Source organism: Parapedobacter sp. 2B3, from assembly GCF_041925275.1.
GTDB classification, from domain to species: Bacteria; Bacteroidota; Bacteroidia; order Sphingobacteriales; family Sphingobacteriaceae; genus Parapedobacter; species Parapedobacter pyrenivorans_A.
This window is the reverse complement of record NZ_JBHEUZ010000015.1, coordinates 110,368-129,616: the sequence shown is the minus strand read 5'-3', so window position 1 is coordinate 129,616 and position 19,249 is coordinate 110,368. Positions and strand designations below refer to the sequence as shown.

Annotated in this window: 17 protein-coding genes; 7 read left to right on the top strand and 10 right to left on the bottom strand. The window is 43.9% G+C overall.

Annotated features, from left to right (window positions below; translation table 11 throughout):
- Window positions 1-91: 91 nt before the first annotated feature.
- Together ACEVG1_RS16530 and ACEVG1_RS16525 are read right to left on the bottom strand one after the other, a co-directional pair.
- Window positions 92-580, bottom strand: a complete 489-nt coding sequence (locus ACEVG1_RS16530) for a deaminase (protein ID WP_374744828.1) — start codon at window positions 578-580, stop codon at window positions 92-94.
- Between the two features lie 394 nt (window positions 581-974).
- Entirely contained in the window at window positions 975-1,946 is a 972-nt protein-coding gene (locus ACEVG1_RS16525) for a PDDEXK nuclease domain-containing protein (RefSeq protein ID WP_374744827.1), read from the bottom strand.
- Here ACEVG1_RS16525 and ACEVG1_RS16520 point away from each other — a divergent pair.
- Window positions 1,932-2,105 carry a hypothetical protein gene (locus tag ACEVG1_RS16520; protein ID WP_374744826.1) on the top strand — a complete coding sequence of 58 codons (174 nt, stop codon included), beginning with the start codon at window positions 1,932-1,934 and terminating at the stop codon, window positions 2,103-2,105. The genes ACEVG1_RS16525 and ACEVG1_RS16520 overlap by 15 nt on opposite strands.
- On the opposite strand, the gene ACEVG1_RS16515 is transcribed toward ACEVG1_RS16520, so the two are convergent.
- Both ACEVG1_RS16515 and ACEVG1_RS16510 read right to left on the bottom strand, forming a co-directional pair.
- Window positions 2,102-3,127 (bottom strand): YhcG family protein, encoded by a 1,026-nt coding sequence (locus ACEVG1_RS16515; protein WP_374744825.1) that lies wholly within the window; start codon window positions 3,125-3,127, stop codon window positions 2,102-2,104. The genes ACEVG1_RS16520 and ACEVG1_RS16515 overlap by 4 nt on opposite strands.
- Before the next feature lie 321 nt (window positions 3,128-3,448).
- Window positions 3,449-3,937, bottom strand: a complete 489-nt coding sequence (locus tag ACEVG1_RS16510; protein WP_374744824.1) for an ExbD/TolR family protein — start codon at window positions 3,935-3,937, stop codon at window positions 3,449-3,451.
- Between the two features lie 764 nt (window positions 3,938-4,701).
- Between ACEVG1_RS16510 and ACEVG1_RS16505 the strand changes: the two genes are divergently transcribed.
- From ACEVG1_RS16505 to ACEVG1_RS16490, 4 genes are all read left to right on the top strand, one after another.
- Window positions 4,702-6,582: an McrB family protein gene (locus tag ACEVG1_RS16505; RefSeq protein ID WP_374744823.1), complete on the top strand. Its 1,881-nt coding sequence runs from the start codon at window positions 4,702-4,704 to the stop codon at window positions 6,580-6,582.
- Window positions 6,583-6,590: 8 nt separating this feature from the next.
- A complete protein-coding gene (locus tag ACEVG1_RS16500) occupies window positions 6,591-8,855 on the top strand; it encodes a DUF2357 domain-containing protein (protein WP_374744822.1) in 2,265 nt (754 codons plus the stop codon).
- Window positions 8,856-8,940: 85 nt separating this feature from the next.
- Window positions 8,941-9,873 carry an ATP-binding protein gene (locus tag ACEVG1_RS16495; protein WP_374744821.1) on the top strand — a complete coding sequence of 311 codons (933 nt, stop codon included), beginning with the start codon at window positions 8,941-8,943 and terminating at the stop codon, window positions 9,871-9,873.
- A gap of 61 nt (window positions 9,874-9,934) precedes the next feature.
- Window positions 9,935-10,210 (top strand): STAS-like domain-containing protein, encoded by a 276-nt coding sequence (locus ACEVG1_RS16490; protein WP_374744820.1) that lies wholly within the window; start codon window positions 9,935-9,937, stop codon window positions 10,208-10,210.
- A gap of 338 nt (window positions 10,211-10,548) precedes the next feature.
- Here the strand turns inward: ACEVG1_RS16490 and ACEVG1_RS16485 are convergent, their stop codons facing one another.
- The 6 genes from ACEVG1_RS16485 to ACEVG1_RS16460 all read right to left on the bottom strand — a co-directional run bounded on the left by ACEVG1_RS16485 (window position 10,549) and on the right by ACEVG1_RS16460 (window position 13,915).
- Entirely contained in the window at window positions 10,549-10,938 is a 390-nt protein-coding gene (locus tag ACEVG1_RS16485; protein ID WP_374744819.1) for a hypothetical protein, read from the bottom strand.
- A 135-nt stretch (window positions 10,939-11,073) separates the two neighbouring features.
- Window positions 11,074-11,196 carry a hypothetical protein gene (locus ACEVG1_RS16480; RefSeq protein ID WP_374744818.1) on the bottom strand — a complete coding sequence of 41 codons (123 nt, stop codon included), beginning with the start codon at window positions 11,194-11,196 and terminating at the stop codon, window positions 11,074-11,076.
- A 74-nt stretch (window positions 11,197-11,270) separates the two neighbouring features.
- Window positions 11,271-11,759 (bottom strand): DUF4943 family protein, encoded by a 489-nt coding sequence (locus tag ACEVG1_RS16475; RefSeq protein WP_374744817.1) that lies wholly within the window; start codon window positions 11,757-11,759, stop codon window positions 11,271-11,273.
- 35 nt (window positions 11,760-11,794) lie between these two features.
- A complete protein-coding gene (locus tag ACEVG1_RS16470; RefSeq protein ID WP_374744815.1) occupies window positions 11,795-12,379 on the bottom strand; it encodes an ORF6N domain-containing protein in 585 nt (194 codons plus the stop codon).
- 137 nt (window positions 12,380-12,516) lie between these two features.
- On the bottom strand, window positions 12,517-13,539 hold the full coding sequence (locus tag ACEVG1_RS16465) for a YhcG family protein (RefSeq protein WP_374744814.1): 1,023 nt from the start codon (window positions 13,537-13,539) through the stop codon (window positions 12,517-12,519).
- 118 nt (window positions 13,540-13,657) lie between these two features.
- A complete protein-coding gene (locus tag ACEVG1_RS16460; protein WP_374744830.1) occupies window positions 13,658-13,915 on the bottom strand; it encodes a helix-turn-helix domain-containing protein in 258 nt (85 codons plus the stop codon).
- An 857-nt stretch (window positions 13,916-14,772) separates the two neighbouring features.
- Between ACEVG1_RS16460 and ACEVG1_RS16455 the strand changes: the two genes are divergently transcribed.
- A complete protein-coding gene (locus ACEVG1_RS16455) occupies window positions 14,773-17,850 on the top strand; it encodes a SusC/RagA family TonB-linked outer membrane protein (protein WP_374744813.1) in 3,078 nt (1,025 codons plus the stop codon).
- A gap of 12 nt (window positions 17,851-17,862) precedes the next feature.
- Entirely contained in the window at window positions 17,863-19,248 is a 1,386-nt protein-coding gene (locus tag ACEVG1_RS16450; protein ID WP_374744812.1) for a RagB/SusD family nutrient uptake outer membrane protein, read from the top strand.
- Window position 19,249: the final 1 nt, after the last annotated feature.

Genomic DNA, 19,249 nt, shown 5'->3' with positions numbered 1-19,249 from the left:
GCTTGAAAAACCTCTGTAACTAACTATATTTCAAATATTTCAAAGAACTATTTTGGATTTTAATGGGACACTAATGACTACTAAGATACAATTATCTGCGCCGTACGCTGTTTCTTTGGTGCAGTTTCCGGAGTGTATCGGCAAATTCATCAAAGGGCCCCTCGGTTTCTATGGCAGGAGCCACGTCTTTTATACGCAGCGGGTTTACTGGCGGTGGCTCGGCTTGAAATTCGGCCATCCATTGGCCAAGCTGTTCCGATGAGCTTGCATACACAATCTTTCCCAACCCTATCCAGGCATGTGCGGCGGCGCACATGGCACAATGCTCGCCCGAGGTGTACACCACGGCTGTGGCTCTTTCCTCTTCGCTCAGGTTGGCTGCGGCCCATTGCGCTATGGCCAGTTCCGGGTGCAGCATCCTGTTGCCATTTGCGGTGTGGTTATAGTCTTCGAACAACACTTCGCCCGCGGCCGATAGAAGCAAGGAGCCAAACGGGTCGTTCCCCTCGTCCAGTGCTTGCGTTGCCAATGCAACGCAGCGTTGCAAATAGCGATGATGAAGTTCCGTCAATACGCCCATTTTACTTATCGTTTTTTCAAAGCTAAGCAATTGTCTCCTGTTTCAGCGCCTTTTCTTTTTGGCGATTTAAATCGGGAAATAACCTATCGCATAGATAAACCGACCGTATAACATCTGGCAACGTACTTTTCCAATTGGTCTGGTTGAGCAGGTATCGCTCAAACGTTTTGTTTTCAATCTGGTTAATCAATACATCTTTGGTCCAACCGAATTTCTTGGTGGCATTCCCACTTTCCTCCACTTTGGCGAATCACTGCCTCCTGTCCAACTTTCCTACTCTTACGACCGAGCAAACAAACCAATCACATACGTTCTACCTACGCCGACCAACCGACTACACACCCCAAATACGGAGATCGTAAGAATACCAGCGCTATTCAGTTTCACATTTTATTTATTCCTCCGCTCCATACACCACGCCCTGCTCTCTTAGCACATTTTTCTCCCGCTCAATTGCCGCAATCAGCTCTTTCTTAGAAGGGAGCTCAAGCAAATATTTGCTCACAAATAACTGTTGGTCACTGTCGGCTATCGCATATTCCACTAATGCCTTGTTTTGGTTAGTGACCAGCAATATACCCACCGGCGGATTGTCATCCTCCTGCATCACCTCTTTTTTATAATAATTCACATACGTTTTCAACTGCCCTATATGTTCATGTTTGGCCTCGAAGCAGAAGCCGTGACCCAATTCGAGCAGGAAATTCTCCAAGTGATCCAACAATGCTTTTTCAAGGCCGTTTTCGTAGACAACGTCTTTTGCGCTTAACCCAAGAAACTCGAAAGTAAATGGAGACTTGATAAGATCCGCTGGGTTCAAGCGTTTGGCTTTTTGCTTAACGACTTTAGCCAGTTGCTCCGGTTTTTTACTTATTCCGCTCCTTTCGTAATAAAGCGTGTTGATTTGTCTTTTTAATTCTTCTACACTCCAAGTCTGTTTTATACATGCTAATTCGTAGAATGTCCGTTTTGCGATATCTCGGATAGGTAGTAGTTGAACAAGGTGGGTGAATGATAGTTTTGACAGGATTTTTGAGGCAACTTCCAATTGCTGCGTGTTTTCTTCCGGCCCGGTTTCCTGTCGCTGCTCGAATTCGTCAGTCGTCGACTGACGAATTCGATTAACCGCTATGTCACTATTTTCAAGTGTGGCTTTAATCGCCGAAACTAAGTGTGGATATGCTAGGTAAAAAAGTCTACATAGTTTAAGGTTCGTTTCAGATAGTCCCCTTATTTTAACGGAAGCAGAAAGTTCGGGGAGTAGGCGCTCGCCATACTTCGCCCGGTCTTGGCCATTTTGCTCAAACTCCCCACCTATATGGTTACCTTTGCCCTCAAAATACAGCCGATTATGCGCACACTTCAATCCGAACCCATTGTCAACTTTATTGATGACTACGCTCCGGGGCAAACATTTGAGCAATTCGTTGTTAGCAAGGTAAGACCGTATTTGGGCAGCTCTATCCGCGAAACAAATGACCCCGAGAAAACCGGTCGCGAAGGCGACGTTAGTGAATTTCTTTAACTCTCGAAAAACCCCATTAATTTCTCTTCAATTTCTTTGGCACTTGGCAACAGCTTTTTATACTCCTTCGGTAGTGATTTTGAAGTGCTATATGTCGCTACACCAATGGGCAAGGTTGATGTTTTGAGTGAATATTCTACAATCGTTCTGTCTTTCGATTTACAGATGATGATGCCGATAGCCTCATTTTCATGTGGCAATCGGACTTTGTCATTCAAGATTGATAAGTAGAATTCCATTTTGCCCTTGTATTCGGGGAGGAACTCACCTATTTTTAATTCAATTGCCACAAGGCTTTGTAGCTTTCGATGGAACAGTAGTAAGTCTATAAAGAATTCCTTATCATTAACCATTAGGCGGTATTGATTTCCCACGAATGTAAAGTCTCCGCCCATTTCAAGGAGAAAGCCACGGATATTCTTCACCAATGCCTGTTCAAGTTCCGCTTCGCCATGTTCGTCCGAAAGGTTTAGAAACTGGAAAGTGTAATGGTCTTTTATAGCTAACGTAGCGTTCTTTTTTGTAACACCTGGCAACGTATTTTCCCAGTTGGTTTGATTGAGCAAGTACCGTTCAAAGGTTTTGTTTTCAATCTGGTTAGTCAACACGTCTTTCGTCCAACCAAATTTTTTCGTGGCTTGCGTATAGAATAGGCGTTCCTGTGGTTCCTTGCATCTTTTTAGAATAACGATATGCTTACTCCAGCTAATTTCTCGTACCATTGGTGCGAGATTTATATCGGACTGATACTCATTATAGAATTGGGCCATTAGCCAAAGGTTTCCTACAGAGAAACCACCTATGCCAGGGAACTCTTCCTGCAATTCTTTGGATAATCTCGGCACTACACCTTTGCCCCAGCCTTCTTTTTGCTTTTCAGAAATATCCTTTCCGATATCCCAGTACAAGCTGATCAATTCCGTGTTCACCACTTTCAAGGCTTCGTATTGAGCCTTCCGTACACGCTCTTTGATTTCGGCTATAAACTGATTTTCCTGATTGGTAAATGCTATTTTTCCCATGTGTAGGTTGCCATTTGGTTATATGACAAAGATACATCTTAACAACTGAAATGCAAATATTTTTAGCAAAACATTTCCCGCAATTTTATTCTATTTTTCCCACAACTGTATCTTTTAACCTCTTGTAAAAGTAAAATCTTTCACCAACCTCCCACCTTACCATCAAAACCCCGTTCAAAAACCGCACTTCCTTCCCACTTTCCTCCACTTTGCCGAATTACAGCCTACTATATGATATTTTTTATAACACTAGATTTTTTTGTGACGAGCGCCCAAATCATTGTGACGAACACCCGGTTTTCCAGTGCCGAGCAGCGCACTTCAAAGCATCGCCTCCTCTTCCGGACTTATTTCGCCGATCATATACTGGTTGATGCCACAGATCTGCATTTCATCCAATATATCTACCAAGCTGGCGTATGCTGCCCGTGCGCTGGGCCGTATCACCACGATGAGCCCTTTGCCCCCCTCGGTCAGTTTCGGCACGTCATCTTTCTTCTGCAGCAGCACCTGCCGAATGCCGCCTTTGCCCATAACGGTCGAGTGTGGCCCTTCCAGCGGTTTGTCCAGCAAGCCCCAATACCAGTCTACACGGCCACCCTCTCCGAGCAGCAGGGTTACTGTACGGTTATCTGCCAGCGGGAAGAAGTCAGTCGAGTCTGTGATGTCGGGCATTGCCACATCGAGCGCTTGCTGCTTGTTGAGGTTGGTGGTAAGCATAAAGAAGGTGATCAGCAAGAAAGCCAGATCTACCATTGCCGTGAGGTCAACCCTGGGTTGCAGCCTCCGTCCGTCGATCAATTCAGCCATAATATTTTAAGGTTTATCTATCATCATGATGAAAAAACCAGTTGATTTCCATACATCGATCAGCGATTGCTCCGGTTGCTTCTCGATACACGAATAATTAAACAGATGGTAGAGAAGCCGAGGCCTTCCTCATTTTCGCAACAACCTGTTGCGAAATTATTACAAGCAGACAATGAGAATTTCAGTGGCTCGTTGAAGACGAAATCCTAACTGCAGACTCGTCTGCACTACAATTTGAGTTGTTCAACAATCGGCACATCGGCAGGTGCCCAGTCGTATTGGTCAAGCTCACCTGCGGTTACCCATTTGGTGCCGGCATGTTCTTCGAGCGATAATTCCCATTTCAGCGGTAGGTGCTTGGTGCTGCTGCGCTGGCAGGTCAGTATCTTGGCGTGTTAGATGATGAAGACACCGGTAACGATGAGCATAGCGTTAGTGAGGTATGGTCAAAAATATAAACTTTTTACTAACTTTACGAGCGAGCTTCTGTAATCTACTTCCATACCACGCAAAGCGAAGTAGATTTGAGGCCAACGATATATTGCAGAAATCGCACTACCTTCGAAGAATCTTTTTATCACCTCGTTAGCAATGGCGCGTCTGTCTGTCGGCAAGCTGCCGTTATACGTTTCAGCAAAAGACGATATCCAACTGTGACCCGTGCCTACTTTTAGGGTTCCGTTGCCAATTTCTTATAAGATGTGCTGAATGGGCCAAAATTTTATGCTTAAATTTGAGAATTGACTAACGCTAATGCCATACTTATGGAGATTCCGAAGAATATCAAGAAGAAACACTTGTTGGAAGCGATCAAAGAGATAGATGACAAAGGTGCCCCAAGCGATGCCCAATCGCTATATTATGACCTCATATATAATGGGAAGGAATACCCACCTAAACTTGTGGTTTCTTTGGCAAACAAGTTTGCCAACGGAATAGAACTGAATCGTCCCGCCTTTCGAGGGGGCGAAGGCACGGAATGTTTTAAACTGCTTCGTACCCACGGATTTGTTATCGAACCGAAACAGTTTTTCTTCTTTCTTGATAAGTTTTTGAAGCAAGCGAACGACCCAGTTGTAAACTTGAAAGTAGATAATTATCCAAAAAGCTTTAGAAATATTGCAGTCAAAGTTAGTTTTGGTCAGGGTGCAAGAGCCAATATCCCCTGGATTGCATTTTTAAGAGAGGGACAAAGCGTTTCTTCTGGTAGTTTGTATCCCGTCTACCTGTATTATAAAGACAAGGATTTATTGTTGTTAGCATATGGCGTTAGTGAAACGGATTCTCCTAGATATGATTGGCCCGTGGATAGCGAATCTATTGAAGAATATTTCGTTAAAAATTTCAAAGAACAGCCAAAGAGGTATGGCACTTCCCATGTGTACAAAGCTTATAACGTTACATCTGACGGAAAACGGGTTAACGTATCAGAAAGCGAGGCTAATAACGATTTGAACCAGCTTATCGACTTTTATAAGTCGATAGACCTAGGTGATAAACAAGAAGAAAAGACAATTGATATGTCACAAAAACCGTTTACGTGGACCAGCTTCTCTCAGGCTACGAAGGAGGCAAATCTCATCTTTTCAAATGCGACAATTAAGCGCTTTATTGCCTCTTTACAAGCCAAACGTTTTCTAATCCTTACCGGGTTGGCCGGATCTGGAAAAACCAAGTTAGCTACTTCCTTTGCGAAGTGGATCGTCAACGAGCCTAATCAATACTGTATTGTACCAGTGGGTGCCGACTGGGGTAATCGGGAACCACTATTAGGATTTCCAAACGCGCTCAACAGCGAAGAATATGTTAAACCCGATAATTGCGCTTTGCAATTAATCATCGAAGCAGAGAAACATCCAGAAAAACCATACTTTCTCATATTAGATGAAATGAATCTCAGCCATGTAGAGCGGTATTTCGCGGACTTTTTGAGTGTTATGGAATCGGGGGATAAGATCACGCTGCATAGTGGTAATACCGCTATTAGTGGCATACCGCCCTCAGTCACACTTTCTCCAAATTTATATTTAATCGGGACGGTAAACGTAGATGAAACGACATATATGTTTAGTCCCAAAGTGCTAGATCGGGCAAACGTCATCGAGTTTCAGGTTAGTGAGGCTGAGCTTGCCAATTTTTTGGACCAGAAAGTTATTGAAAGGCCGATTGCTATTGATTTTCTAGGAAGCGATATGGCACAGAGCTTTTTAACTCAAACGGCTAGGGCAATTGAGACCGATCTTTACAAGGAGAAGGTTAATACATTTTTGACTCGATTCTTTAATGAACTAAAACCCATAGGCGCAGAGTTTGGCTATCGAACGATTATGGAAGTATATCGGTTGGTAGACCGTGTTCTCGGGATGGAAGAAGATTATGGCGAGAAAGCCATCGACATCGCGATAGATATCGCTATTGTTCAAAAGCTCCTGCCTAAACTACATGGCTCAAAACGGAAGCTCTCTGGTCCACTCGCTGTTTTGGCGAAATTGTGTTTGCACGAAAGGGCCGAAACTAAGGATGTCACTATCGAAACGAAAGACATCGAGGCGGATTATATCCGTTTCCCGGTCTCGTTTGAAAAGTTAAGGAGAATGTATCAGCACGCTGAAAGAGACGGTTTCACTAGCTTCGCAGAAGCATAATACTATATATGGCAGCTCAGCCGTCAAATATTATCGTTCCTATAAGCAAGGATACTTCGGTTACCATTCGGATTTATTCGTTATCATCAGATCCGGATAGTATTCGCTATATCTATCCCGAAGAGGACGGAATTTCTCCCTATCAATTGAAAGAAGGCTATTCTTACGAGTACGAAATCGATGATTCTAGCTATGAAATACTTATCAACTCTCGCTTAAACCGAATTATTCAGCCATCTATAGTGTACCCACACAGTGGGCGCATAGTCCCCAATACCTATGTCGGAAGACTTCAATTAACTGTAGAGCACCGCGATAACCCCAGCAGAATTGGCACTATCACGGTAGAAGTGCGCTCATCAAAAACAGACTATCTTACGGAGTATCGAGCCATGTTGGCAGATATCACCGAATACTGCACAGAGCTTCTTTTACATCATAATTCGCCAGTGTCTCAGCAGCTTATTTCTAACTTTTCCACAGATGCTAAGACCCTGTATCAGCGCTTTGCCTTTGTACGATCCATGGTAGAAGCCCCCGAATTTCAAGATGCAATTCATCGTATATTACAGGCGCCAACTAGCACGTGGAAAGACGATTATCAGCACACCGACATACGCCGAGTCAAACGCATTACTTCGGGTATTGTCCGGCAAATTGCAGGTTCGTCAAACAGAGGCCAGCTGCCAGCGCATCATCAGTTGCGTGGTCACATCGAGTCCGTGCCATTGCATATCACTCAAAAATGCCGGCAAGAGATTTTTGATACGCCAGAGAATCGTTTCATTAAACACGTGCTCATGGCTTTTACACAGTTTGCTCAAGACGTTGCACGCTATGCACCCGTAGCAAGCCAGACCGCCTTAGAGGCCAATGCACTGATTACTCGATTGGAACAATGGCTAAGTCACTCATTCTTTCGTCAAATCGGCAAACTTGAACAAATCAAGCTAAATAGTCCTGTTCTACAACGTAAGGAAGGCTATCGTGAAATCACCCGTGTGTGGCATATGTTTGATTTAGCCGCCAAGCTCATTTGGCAGGGTGGAGATGATGTTTACGAAGCTGGTAAACGCGATGTAGCTACGTTATACGAATATTGGCTATTTTTCAAGTTACTTGTGATTTTTCAAGATATATTTCAGCTTGACGATGTCGATATACAACGGCTGATTGTACCCACAACCGATGGCATGCATCTGCAATTAAAGGCAGGTAGGCATATTGGCTTATCAGGCGTGCACGAAGTAAGAGGACGTAAACTGCGTGTTGAATATTCATATAACCGCTCTTTTTCGGGCTCTTCTGCTTACCCGCAAGGCGGAAGTTGGACATTGCCTATGCGGCCCGATTATACATTAAGTGTTTGGCCAGCCGAATTATCGGCAAAAGAAGCCGAGGAGGCCGAGCTTATGGTCCATCTCCATTTCGACGCCAAGTATAAGGTAGAAGCGATCTCAGAACTTTTCGATCGCGCTCCAGAAGTTGAGTTACCACCAAAGCAACTCGACTACAAAAGAGTCGACCTTTTGAAAATGCATGCCTATCGTGATGCCATCCGCCGAACAGCAGGGGCTTACATCTTATATCCGGGCAATCAAAATTATCGTCAAGTCGGGTATCACGAGCTTTTGCCCGGATTAGGTGCATTTCATATCCGCCCCTCATCAGATCAAAGCGGGTTACGCTCGTTTAAGCAGTTTATCGTTGAGGTTATTGATCATCTTGGTAACAGAGCATCTCAACAAGCGCGTTTAGCTCATAGAGTTTACGATACCTTTCGAGAGACGTGTCCTACGCCCTACCGCGGATGGTATCCGACCTTCAGTAACAGTGACCGAATGATTCCGCCGCAAGACGTTTACGTGTTAGTTGCATATTACAAAACGGACGTTCAACTGGCATGGATTCAAGAGAAACTGTTGTATAATTTGCGATTAGAAGGCCGGGGTAGCGAAAACGTCTTTAATCCCGCTATTATGGGAGCTAAGTTGCTTTTGTTACATGGGCCTAATAACAAAGTAAGCAACCTCTTTTTCGAGATTGAAGGGGAAGGACCTTGCATATTTAGTAACAAACGGTTGGTCGAGCATGAGTATCCTAGCCGTCCCAGTCAATTTCAATATCTTGTTTTTAACATTAAGCCCATATTAGATATTCCTGTCATTTATCAATGGGATGTTCGCAGACTAAAAGGGTATCAAAAGGGCAGGGAGGCAGCGGTTCCGTTTAGTATTACGTTAGCTGAATTAATGGAAAATACGACCGCATAATTTTATAGTATCCGGTGATTTATTCGCTCGTTCAATGACTTTTATTGTGGGGTCTACTCTGTAGCTTAATCAAATAGTAGCTGATATGTCAGTAAATACAATAAAAATAGAACTCGAAAAAATAGACAATCATTGGGCGCTGGTATCTTTATTTGACGGAGTACACGAGCTCCAAACACACGATACAGTCAATTTAATATTAGATTTTTCTGCGCAAAATTTGTTTGTGCACGCAGATCATCTCTTGGTAATTGTCTCCATGGTTCATCATCTTCGTCATAGAGGCGTAACTGTGGGTATTCAAGTGGTCGGCCAAAACGATTATGCCAGCCGGGTTAATTTTTTTAGGCTCTTGGACGTACCTTATGAAGAGAGCTTCGTCAGGCGCAAGGCATCGGGAAAATTTATTGAATTGTTTCGTTTTGATAATAACTTAATTTATAGGTTACAGGATGATTTGACAATGATTATTCATCAACTGGGGAATGTAGCACTGGAGGTCAAGCAATTAATGTTCTATTGCTTAAATGAGATAATGGATAACGTTCTTGTCCATTCCGGACAAGATTTCGGATGGGTAGCGGCACAGGTATTTCCGTCACGTCGCGAGATCAGGTTGATCATCTGCGATAATGGTGTCGGTGTGTTAGAATCTTTGCAATCGTCTGGACTAAAAGAATTTTTAAATATCACGGAGCGACAAGCCTTGGAAATGAGTATTCAACGAGGCATAACTAGTGGTAAGGGCCTTGGTTTTGGCCTATACGCAACATCTCAATTCATTACACAAAATCGGGGCGAAATGTTGCTGTATTCAGGTAACCATTGTTTAGAGTTAGATCGGTCAGGTATAGTTATCCATGACGGTGCGACTTGGCCAGGTACAGTAGTTGCTCTTCGTATCCGAACGGATATTGTCGTTGATTACAAAACTATCATGCCACCTAATCATACTTTGCCGGATGATTATCAGCTTATTATCGATAAGTATTTTGGGGAAGATAATGAATTATGGTAATTTTTTGTGTAAATTTGTGGCAATATAATTAGGAGAGTATAACATGCACATTCTATTTTCAATGCTAGGTAAGCAGCTATCCACCCGGATAGATGGTGCCGTTGTGCGTGAAAAAATAGCAAAGGGCATCGAGGAAGATAAGTTGATCGTGCTTGATTTCGATGGTGTAGATGTCGTTTCCAATTCGTTCGCCGACGAATGTTTCGCCAAGCTGATGCTTGATTTTGATCTGCCCACGGTCAAAGCCCACACTACTTTCAAAAACGCCACCCCTTTTATCAAAGCTGTTATTGCCAATTCTTTTAAAGAACGGTTGCATGTTATGCATACCGCGTAGTTAATCTACATATCTGCGACGGAAATTCGAACGCCAATTTTTGTCTGAAAAATTGACTATTGCAAATTGGTATTTTGTTTTTTTGGTAACTAGAAGATGTAGCGCAACCCTTGTTTGTCAGAGCTGGAGGTCATAAGTTGTGATCTCCAAGAGAGCTAACCCCTCGCATGAGTTTGCCCCGACCCTAACTTGAAATATAAATCAAGCGCTAGTATCAGCTCATCACGATACCATTTTGGGTTTCTCATCAATTCATAATTGGTTAAGTGCTTTTTTCGCGTATCTTATTATATTACTCTACAGTTTTCTAGCTAGCAGCGGCTAATAGGCTCTCTTCCTTAGCGACATACCATCGTATCAAATTCCACCTGTAATTGTGTTGAGCCTAAATCATCGACCGTGCTCCAACTATAATTTGTGAGTACATACGCGTTTCCTCCGTCAAGTTTAACCCACTCGTCAATTCCCCTTGCGCCATTTTTGAGATCACCTCTAGTGGTCAGACCAATAGGTGCAGTGTATTTTCTTCCTTTAATCAGGTATTTGCATCCCTTAGCAATCGAACTCTCTACTTGTGACTGCGGAATGAACTTTGATTTGGTAAGATTAGGTAACGTATCGTATAATTTCATGGGCGACATTGAAGTTGCACATGAATTAAATATCAGTAGTGTAAAAGCGATAAAAATGAGTGTTACCCAAGTGTTTTTAATTCCAGCTTTATTCATCGTAACAATTATTGGTTTTGGGCTGCGTCATTCTCTTTACACTCCCTGTTTTTACGATTAGTGATTACCGCAACCATCGTTTATAACCTCTTAAGAAAACAAGTTCACCGTATGTCCACCGCTCAGAGGCATGCATTAAATCCCCAACAACCTATCCACCTGCTCCAAGGTTTCTTTTACTACCATGGTCTGTTCGTAGTGATTTGGCGACACGAACACGATTTCGGTATACTCGCCTTGGTCTGTAATACGCCACATTGTCAAAATTAATCCGCACCGGTTCGTCTTTTTTCGGTTTTGTCAATCTTAATATTGTTGCCATATATTCTGTTTTACAATCCTTCCGGAACCGCCGTCCCAAGCCAAACTAGACCCGTGCCTTCCAACGGGTCTAGTTTCTCGAGCGCACTTGCGCCCTTACCTTTGTTGTCCGACCACCACTTTTGATATAGTGGCAGGACGTCATCCAAAGCCACCTGCCGTTCGGGGTCATTTGTGTCATAAATGTGTACACCACGTAACGGTTCGCTATCCGGTCGTCGTATCGCCTCTATGGCATACAACATCACCAAGCCTACTTCTTTCTCTCCCGGGTAATAAGAGCTGTACGGCGGCCAGGGGAAGCGCCCCACCAGTTGCTCATCGCCAGCGTGTGCGAGCAGCGCGTCGATATGACGGATGTTGAAATCGGGCAGCTCTTCATAATAATAGCTGTCGGCCTTCACTTCCTGCACGAATTTCTCCACAATGTCTAGCCCGCTCTTCTTGCACGAAGTAGCAGAGATCATTGATAACACGAAGAAGAATACGTATCGTTTCATAATCTTGTTGATTTTGCTGGCAGCCTAATTTCCTGTTAGTCTTCCCTCTGTTTCTTTACTTCGAACCCACTTACCACCGTTACACCTTTATATGTTGGCAGCTCAGCTTTCTCCTGCAATCGGTCTATGTATTCAAATATCAGCTCGATATTCTTGTCCTGCCCGTTCTGCTTTTTGCCGATTTTATCAACAGCGTGTTTTATCTCGGCAATCTCCAGCCGCAGTTCCGTATTATCTGTCAACATTTGCCGGATGCGGGTGAATACCCGCATGATTTGTATGTTGATATATATAGCCTGCTTACTATTAAGCACACTGGACAACATTGCTACGCCTTGTTCGGTAAATGCAAAAGGTTTAGCCCCGCCAAACATCTTCTTGTCTGGTATCACAAATTGTGATACCATAGAATTTAGTTCATCTTCGGAAACTTCAAACATGAAATCCTCGGGAAATCTATCGATATTACGTCTTACGGCTTGCTTGAGTACCCTCGTCTCTACCCCATATAAAGAAGCCAAGTCTCTATCTAAGATCACCTTTTGGCCACGAATGACGTAGATTCGGCTCATGACCAAATCATCGGCTACAGTTATTTCGGTATGTTTGGTTTCGGCCATTGCTAAAGTTGGTTAACTGGTTTGATGTCGCAATTTGCGACCTCACTTCTTTCAGCTCATTTAGAGGTTAGTTATACGTTTATCCATTTCATGCACATTTTTTAAGAGCACAAATTCTGACCTTAAACCTTTTTAATTTAATCCTCCGCACCATACACCAAACCCTGCTCCCGTAGCACATTTTTCTCCCGCTCGATTTCCGCTGCCAGTTCTTCTTCAGTGGGCAGGTAGGGGAGGTATTTACTGGCAAATAGTTGCTTGCTTTCATTCAATACGGAGTACTTCGCAATTGTTCGGTCTGTTTCCGTACAGAGAAGCAAACCAATGGTGGGATTATCTCCTTCCTTTCTTTCCAAATCATCAAACATACGGACGTACATGTCCAATTGCCCAATATCCTGGTGGGTAATCTTTTCCGTTTTCAGTTCGACGATTACAAAGCATTTAAGTACATAATTGTAAAACACCAGATCAATGAAAAAATCACTTGTCTCCGTGCGGATGTGTTTTTGGCGAGCTACGAAAGCAAAGCCCTTTCCAAGTTCCAATAAGAACTGCTGCAAGTCATCGATCAGCGATTGTTCCAGCTCTCGCTCCGTATAGGAACGGCTTGTTGGGATATCCAGAAATTCCAAAACTGCGGGATTACGGATGAAATCACGGGTATTAGGTTGGTATCCCTCGGTATTATCCAGCATTTCGTCCTCAACTGGCTTTTTGTCTTGGGAGGAAAGCAACCGTTGATAATACAAGGTGTTAATGTTGCGTTCGAGCGTTTTTACATTCCAATTTTGAACGACAGCCTCTTTGAGGTAGTATTTTCGCGCGTTAGTATCATTTACTTTTGTAACTGCCCGAATATGAGACCATTCTAATTTGGCACACGCGTGTGCCAAATCTTTCCAATCGGGAAAAGTGAGATAACATTTTCTAATGTCTCTCAATGTTCGCTCACTAAAACCTTTGCCTAGTTCTTCCGACAGCCGTTGTAATATTTCCCTACCGTATTGAGCCCTCTTTTCTCCAGACTGTTCCTGTTCAACAATGCGCTTGCCGATTAGCCAATAGGCTTCTACCATGGCATAGGAGGTAGCGGCGTAGGCTTTTTTTCTCGCTTGGTCCAGTATCTCCTTTATGTCGGCTATAAAATTTTGCATCATCTCTGCAATCTGCTTTATTTCTTGCTAGTATCTTTTAACCAATCGATATAGGCATTTGCCTCCTAGCGCCTTGACCACCAAATATATTAAGGAGGACGATTACTCTTTCCTCTTCTCCTCACACATCCTCACGAGATTTCAACCATTTAGAAAATTCTGTAAAAAAGTCTTTCACGGTGATATCTTCAAACGTGCAGAGTTTATAGATTGTAGAAATCGGCACATCATACCCATCTCCATTCGTTATTCGAGTGAGTGTCGCACGTGCAACGTCGCATTTTTCAGCATATACGTTCCTAGTAACTTGTTTTCCCCCAACTTTATATGGGGAGCAAAATTTGTTTTTAAGGAATTGTACCAAATTCTTTTGGTACATAGATAGTTCTTCGTCCCTAGTCATTGACAACGGAGTTAAAATTTTAGAAAAAATAATAGGACGATTTGTCGTCCTGTTGAATAATTATATTTATCTTTGTTGCAGTTAATTGAAATAGCGACAAAAAGAGTAGAGCTAAAAGTCTCTACTTCACGATGTCACTCGGCTCATAAAACCGCCAGTTTTAATCCAGCGAGTAGACTCGGAGTTCGCCCTATTCTGAATTAATGTTATCTTTGATATGCTTTTTTCAGAAGGGTGAGCTCTATTTAAGTCTTTCGATGGAAAATTCTCCTCATCGTGTATGAAGGGAAGAGGCTCCTGGCGGTGCCATTGGTCGAAAGCGTTAGAGTTCACCCTTTTGAACTTCTATAGTTTTTCCTCCAAGCATTGCCGTATGCTCATCGTTAACATAACCTACAGATTATGGAAACGAGAACCAAAAACCCTCTAACCACAATTCACGGCAACATTGTTGCCGCAGTTGTTCAGTTGTCCGTTACCTCACGGCGACGAAACACCTCTATTAAGTCCATTAATAAGAACATCATCTGCCCACCAGACTAGCTAAATAACCAGAAGAAATACCGGGTTAAAAAAGGCCAGAGTGAAAACTCTCGTCGACCAATGGCATAAAAAAGGCCATTGGTGATGCCCGGTAACACCGACCCTGCGCCATAAGAAAACGGTTATGTTTGCTTTAGGTATGGAGCGGTTGTCTGCCTTTGGTCAATAAGTAGTCAGTGATAAAGGTAGATGGACATTCCCGCTTTTGCAAATTTTAGCTGAAATTTCTCGTTGGCGCTGAGGTCGGTTTGTGAGTGAGTAATTCTTAAACCGTTAATAACCAATGATAAATGAAACGAAATTTGAGCGTAGGGGAGGGGTATGCCCTTTCCAAACATCAACCGAAACTACTATATAGATATATCAGCCTACTGGCTGTAATAATGAGCATGTGTTTGTATGCCGCGAAGCAGGTTTCCGCCCAACAGGCGGAGCCTGTGGCTGCGGCAGTTGCGGATACCACCATTGCCGTTCGCGACACGCTCGCCATTGAAGAAGTACAGGTCAGCACAGGCTACCAGCGCATACCCAAAGAGCGGGCAACGGGGAGTTTTGATTTGATAGATCAAAAGACTTATAGTCGTTCAAATAGCCCTAATATCTTAGAAAGGCTAAAGGGGCTCGGGAATGGTTTGTTGTTTGATGCAAAGGCGGATAATCCGTTAGGCATAAGTGTTAGGGGTAGAAGTACCATATTCTCTAACACACAGCCTCTTGTCATTGTAGATAACTTCCCTTTCGACGGTAACTTGTCGAGCCTCAATCCGGAAGACGTACAAAATATCACGATATTAAAAGATGCCGCAGCTGCTTCCATATGGGGTACGAGAGCTGGAAATGGCGTTATCGTCATTACTACAAAAAAGGGTGCATTTAATAGCCCTGTCGCTTTCGATATGAGCAACAACATTACGGTTACCGAAAGACCCCAAATAAGCCGGATGCCCACTGTTTCTGCTGCAGACTTCATTGAAATGGAAGAGTTCTTATTTGAGAAAGGTTATTACAATCCGACCCTTTCGGTAGATTATCCGGTTGTATCGCCCGTTGTACAGCTACTTGATGAAAGGAGGAATGGAGTAATCAGTGAAGCTATCTATGCCGAACGAATTAACATACTGCGGCAGGCCGATGTGATGAAAGAGTGGCAGCAATACTTTTATCGGCCAGCAATGGTGCAGCAATATACACTCAGCGCCAAGGGCGGCGGTAAAAATCATAGCTTCTATGTCTCTGGCGGGTACAACAATAACCGCTCTACGGAGGTGGGAATTTCATCGGCCCGGTACACACTGAAGACTAACCAGACCTTTACATTGCTGGACGATAAACTGCGGATAGCAACCGACATCCAGTTTGCAAATTCGACAAACGAAACCCAAAACCCCAATGGCTACCGCCCGTATCTTCCTTATGAACGTCTCGCCGATGAAAACGATAATGCACTCCCTGCCTTACAGGTAGGGGGGCTCAGGGAACATTATACCGATACGGCTGGCAGTGGGTTGTTGCTGGATTGGAAATACCGGCCGCTTGATGAGTTGCGCGAAGGGTACTCACAAAGTAGAGGTCGTGTCGATAATATGATGATTAACGTAAATACACAGTACCATATATTTAACGGGCTTTCCGTTGCGGGCTACTACCAGTACCAGAAACAGCTGAGCGCAGGTACGGTGTTACATGATGAGCGTTCATTTTATACACGTAATCTAATAAATAGGTACACGAATATAGACCCCGCAACTGCACAATTGCGTAGACCGATTCCTATAGGTGCTATCTTCAGCGGTAGTAGTGGGGATTACCAGGTGCACAATGCACGCCTCCAAACGAATTTCGACCGAAGTTTCGGAAACCATGTGATCACTGTCCTTGCGGGTTACGAAGTGGGAATGAGCGACTACGGCACGAATGCGACGGGTATGCTCTATGGGTACGATCCCGAAACAGAAACGTACGCCAGAATCAACTCGTTTGAAGAGTTCCCCTATTTTTTTGGGCTGGGTCGCTCAACCATCAATAGCCAGAACGTATCGCGTTCAAAACGACTGGATAGGTCAATCTCTTATTATACGAATCTCATGTATGCGTATGTTGATCGCTACTTTGTCAGTGCTAGTTTTCGGAAAGACCAATCCAATATCTTCGGCGTGAAAGCCAACCAAAAGGGGGTGCCGCTCGGTTCCGTAGGATTAGCTTGGAACATACACAAGGAGCGTTTCTGGGGAGCAAACGCGCTGTCAAGTTTACGCTTGCGGGCAACCTATGGATTCAGTGGAAATGTTGATAAAACAACTTCGGCTTACCTAACCGCGAACACAGGGCGCACCAATGAGTTCCAGGATCTTTACCTTGACATCTCAAATCCCCCTAACCCTTCTTTACGTTGGGAAAAAGTCAAAACCATAAATTTCGGCGTAGACATGGCTTTGTTCGGCAACCGGCTATTGGGAACATTAGAATATTATTTCAAATATGGTATTGATCTGATGGGCCGCAGTCCCATTGCACCGCAAACCGGGGTGGTTTCCTTTTATGGTAATGTAGCGGATACGAAAACCCGAGGAATGGATATAAAGATCACTTCAAGGAACCTAACCTCACCGAATGTTAATTGGGAAACAACAGTCATCTTGAACTTAAATAAAGATAAAGTGACCAATTACAAGGTGAGCCCTGGTGCAAATGCAGATATCGCGCACAGCTCGGCTTTACAGGTGGTGCCAATGGAAGGGTATCCGATATATAGCTTGGTGAGTTACCGATTTGTGGGGCTAGACGACACAGGCGATGCCCTAGGGGTGCTTGACGGTGAAGTGGGTAAGGACTATGCTGCAATACAGCGATCTTCAGACATGAACAGCTTGGTCGTTCATGGTAGCCAAACACCTACTGCTTTCGGAAGCGTGATGAATACGGTGCAATATCGGCAGGTCAGTCTTTCATTTAATATCCTCTATAAATTTGGCCATCATTATAGACGGCCCTCGTTCTTGAGCAATTACCTTATTGGCGGGGGCTGGATGCAACCGGACTTCGAAAAACGTTGGCAACAACCGGGAGACGAAACGAGTACCAATGTGCCTGCGTTCAAATATCCTATCGATTTAAACCGCGATATCTTCTACCAATACGCGTCTATACTCGCCACGCCAGCTGCTTCGGTTAGGCTAAATGATGTGCGGTTAGCTTACTCATTGGCCATCAGAAATGTTGGTTGGTGGGTAAAACAGATGGAATTTTACGCTTACGCTTCAAATCTGGGTATTATATGGCGTGCTAGCGATGCGGGAATCGACCCCGAAGCGACTTTTGGATATCCTACTCCACGGTCCGTCGCAATCGGAATCAATTTTAAACTTTAATTGTACATAAAGATGAAAACCATTTGCTATACTTTACTCGCGGCGGTTTCCCTCGCGGGATGTCAGGAAGGGTTCCTAGATGTTAAACCATCGAGCGGCATCGTCCAGCCCACCACATTGGATGATTTCCAACAGTTGTTGGACAACATGTCGGTCATGAACCGGTTCTCTCCTATATTGCCGCAATTGTCTTCCGATGAGTATTATTACCTAAGTGAAGACACGTGGTTGGCCGCAAGAACAGAGACCGAACGGCATGCCTATATCTGGAACAAAGATGTGTTCGGTGGAGAAGTTGAGGTAAAAGCATGGAATGCACCTTATGAAGCCATATTTTATGCTAATAGCGTATTGTCGGGATTATCGGAACTTGAAGTCTCAGATGAAAATCATACCCATTACAACGAGATAGCCGGCGCAGCCTATTTTTTTCGTGCCAATGCTTTTTTTGAGTTGCTGAAATCGTTCGCTCCCGTTTACGATGCCCAAACCGCCGATACAGATTTGGGTATTCCGCTTCGCCTTCAACCGGAAATCGATGAAATCGTACCTCGGTCGTCGGTACGTGCAGGTTACAATCAAGTGATTGCCGATCTGGGGCGAGCCGCGCAAACACTAACCGGGACGACACCACCCGACAGCCGAAACAGACCTTCTAAATTGGCTGCATACGCGCTCTTTGCAAGGTTGTATACGAGCATGAGGCAGTACGATAAGGCTGAAAAATATGCGGACAGCGTATTGGCACTGTACAACGAACTAATCGATTACAACACGATAAGCCAGACCTCCACAAGCCCTTTTTTGAGAACGAACGCAGAAACCATCGTACGTTTTACCACGGCGATAGGATTTAATGCTGCCAGCTATGCAAGGAATGACAACACTTTCTCAGTAGACAGTAATCTTATTGCGAGCTATGACCAAAACGATCTTCGACTGAAAATTTACTTTTCACCATTAAATGGAGGGAAAGGGCACTATATAAAGAGAGGTTATAACGGGACTGGTGTAGTTCCGTTTACCGGGCTGGCCACGGACGAGATTATGCTCATTAAAGCCGAGTGTGCCGCTAGAAAAGGAGATACAAATATAGCGATGAACTTGCTCAATCAGTTGCTTGAAACGCGGTTTGTTACGGGCACGTACATTCCTCTCCGCGGTTTAGGTGCTCAGGAAGCATTGAATACAGTGCTTTTAGAAAGACGAAAATCATTGATATGGCGCAGCTTGCGCTGGGACGACCTACGCCGGCTTAATAAGGAAGGTGCAAATATCGTGTTAACACGTGTACTCGGATCAAATGAATATACATTGTTGCCGAATAGTCCCCGTTATGTCTTCAACATCCCGGCCGATGAAATATCGATGAGTCATATACAGCAAAATGAAAGATAAT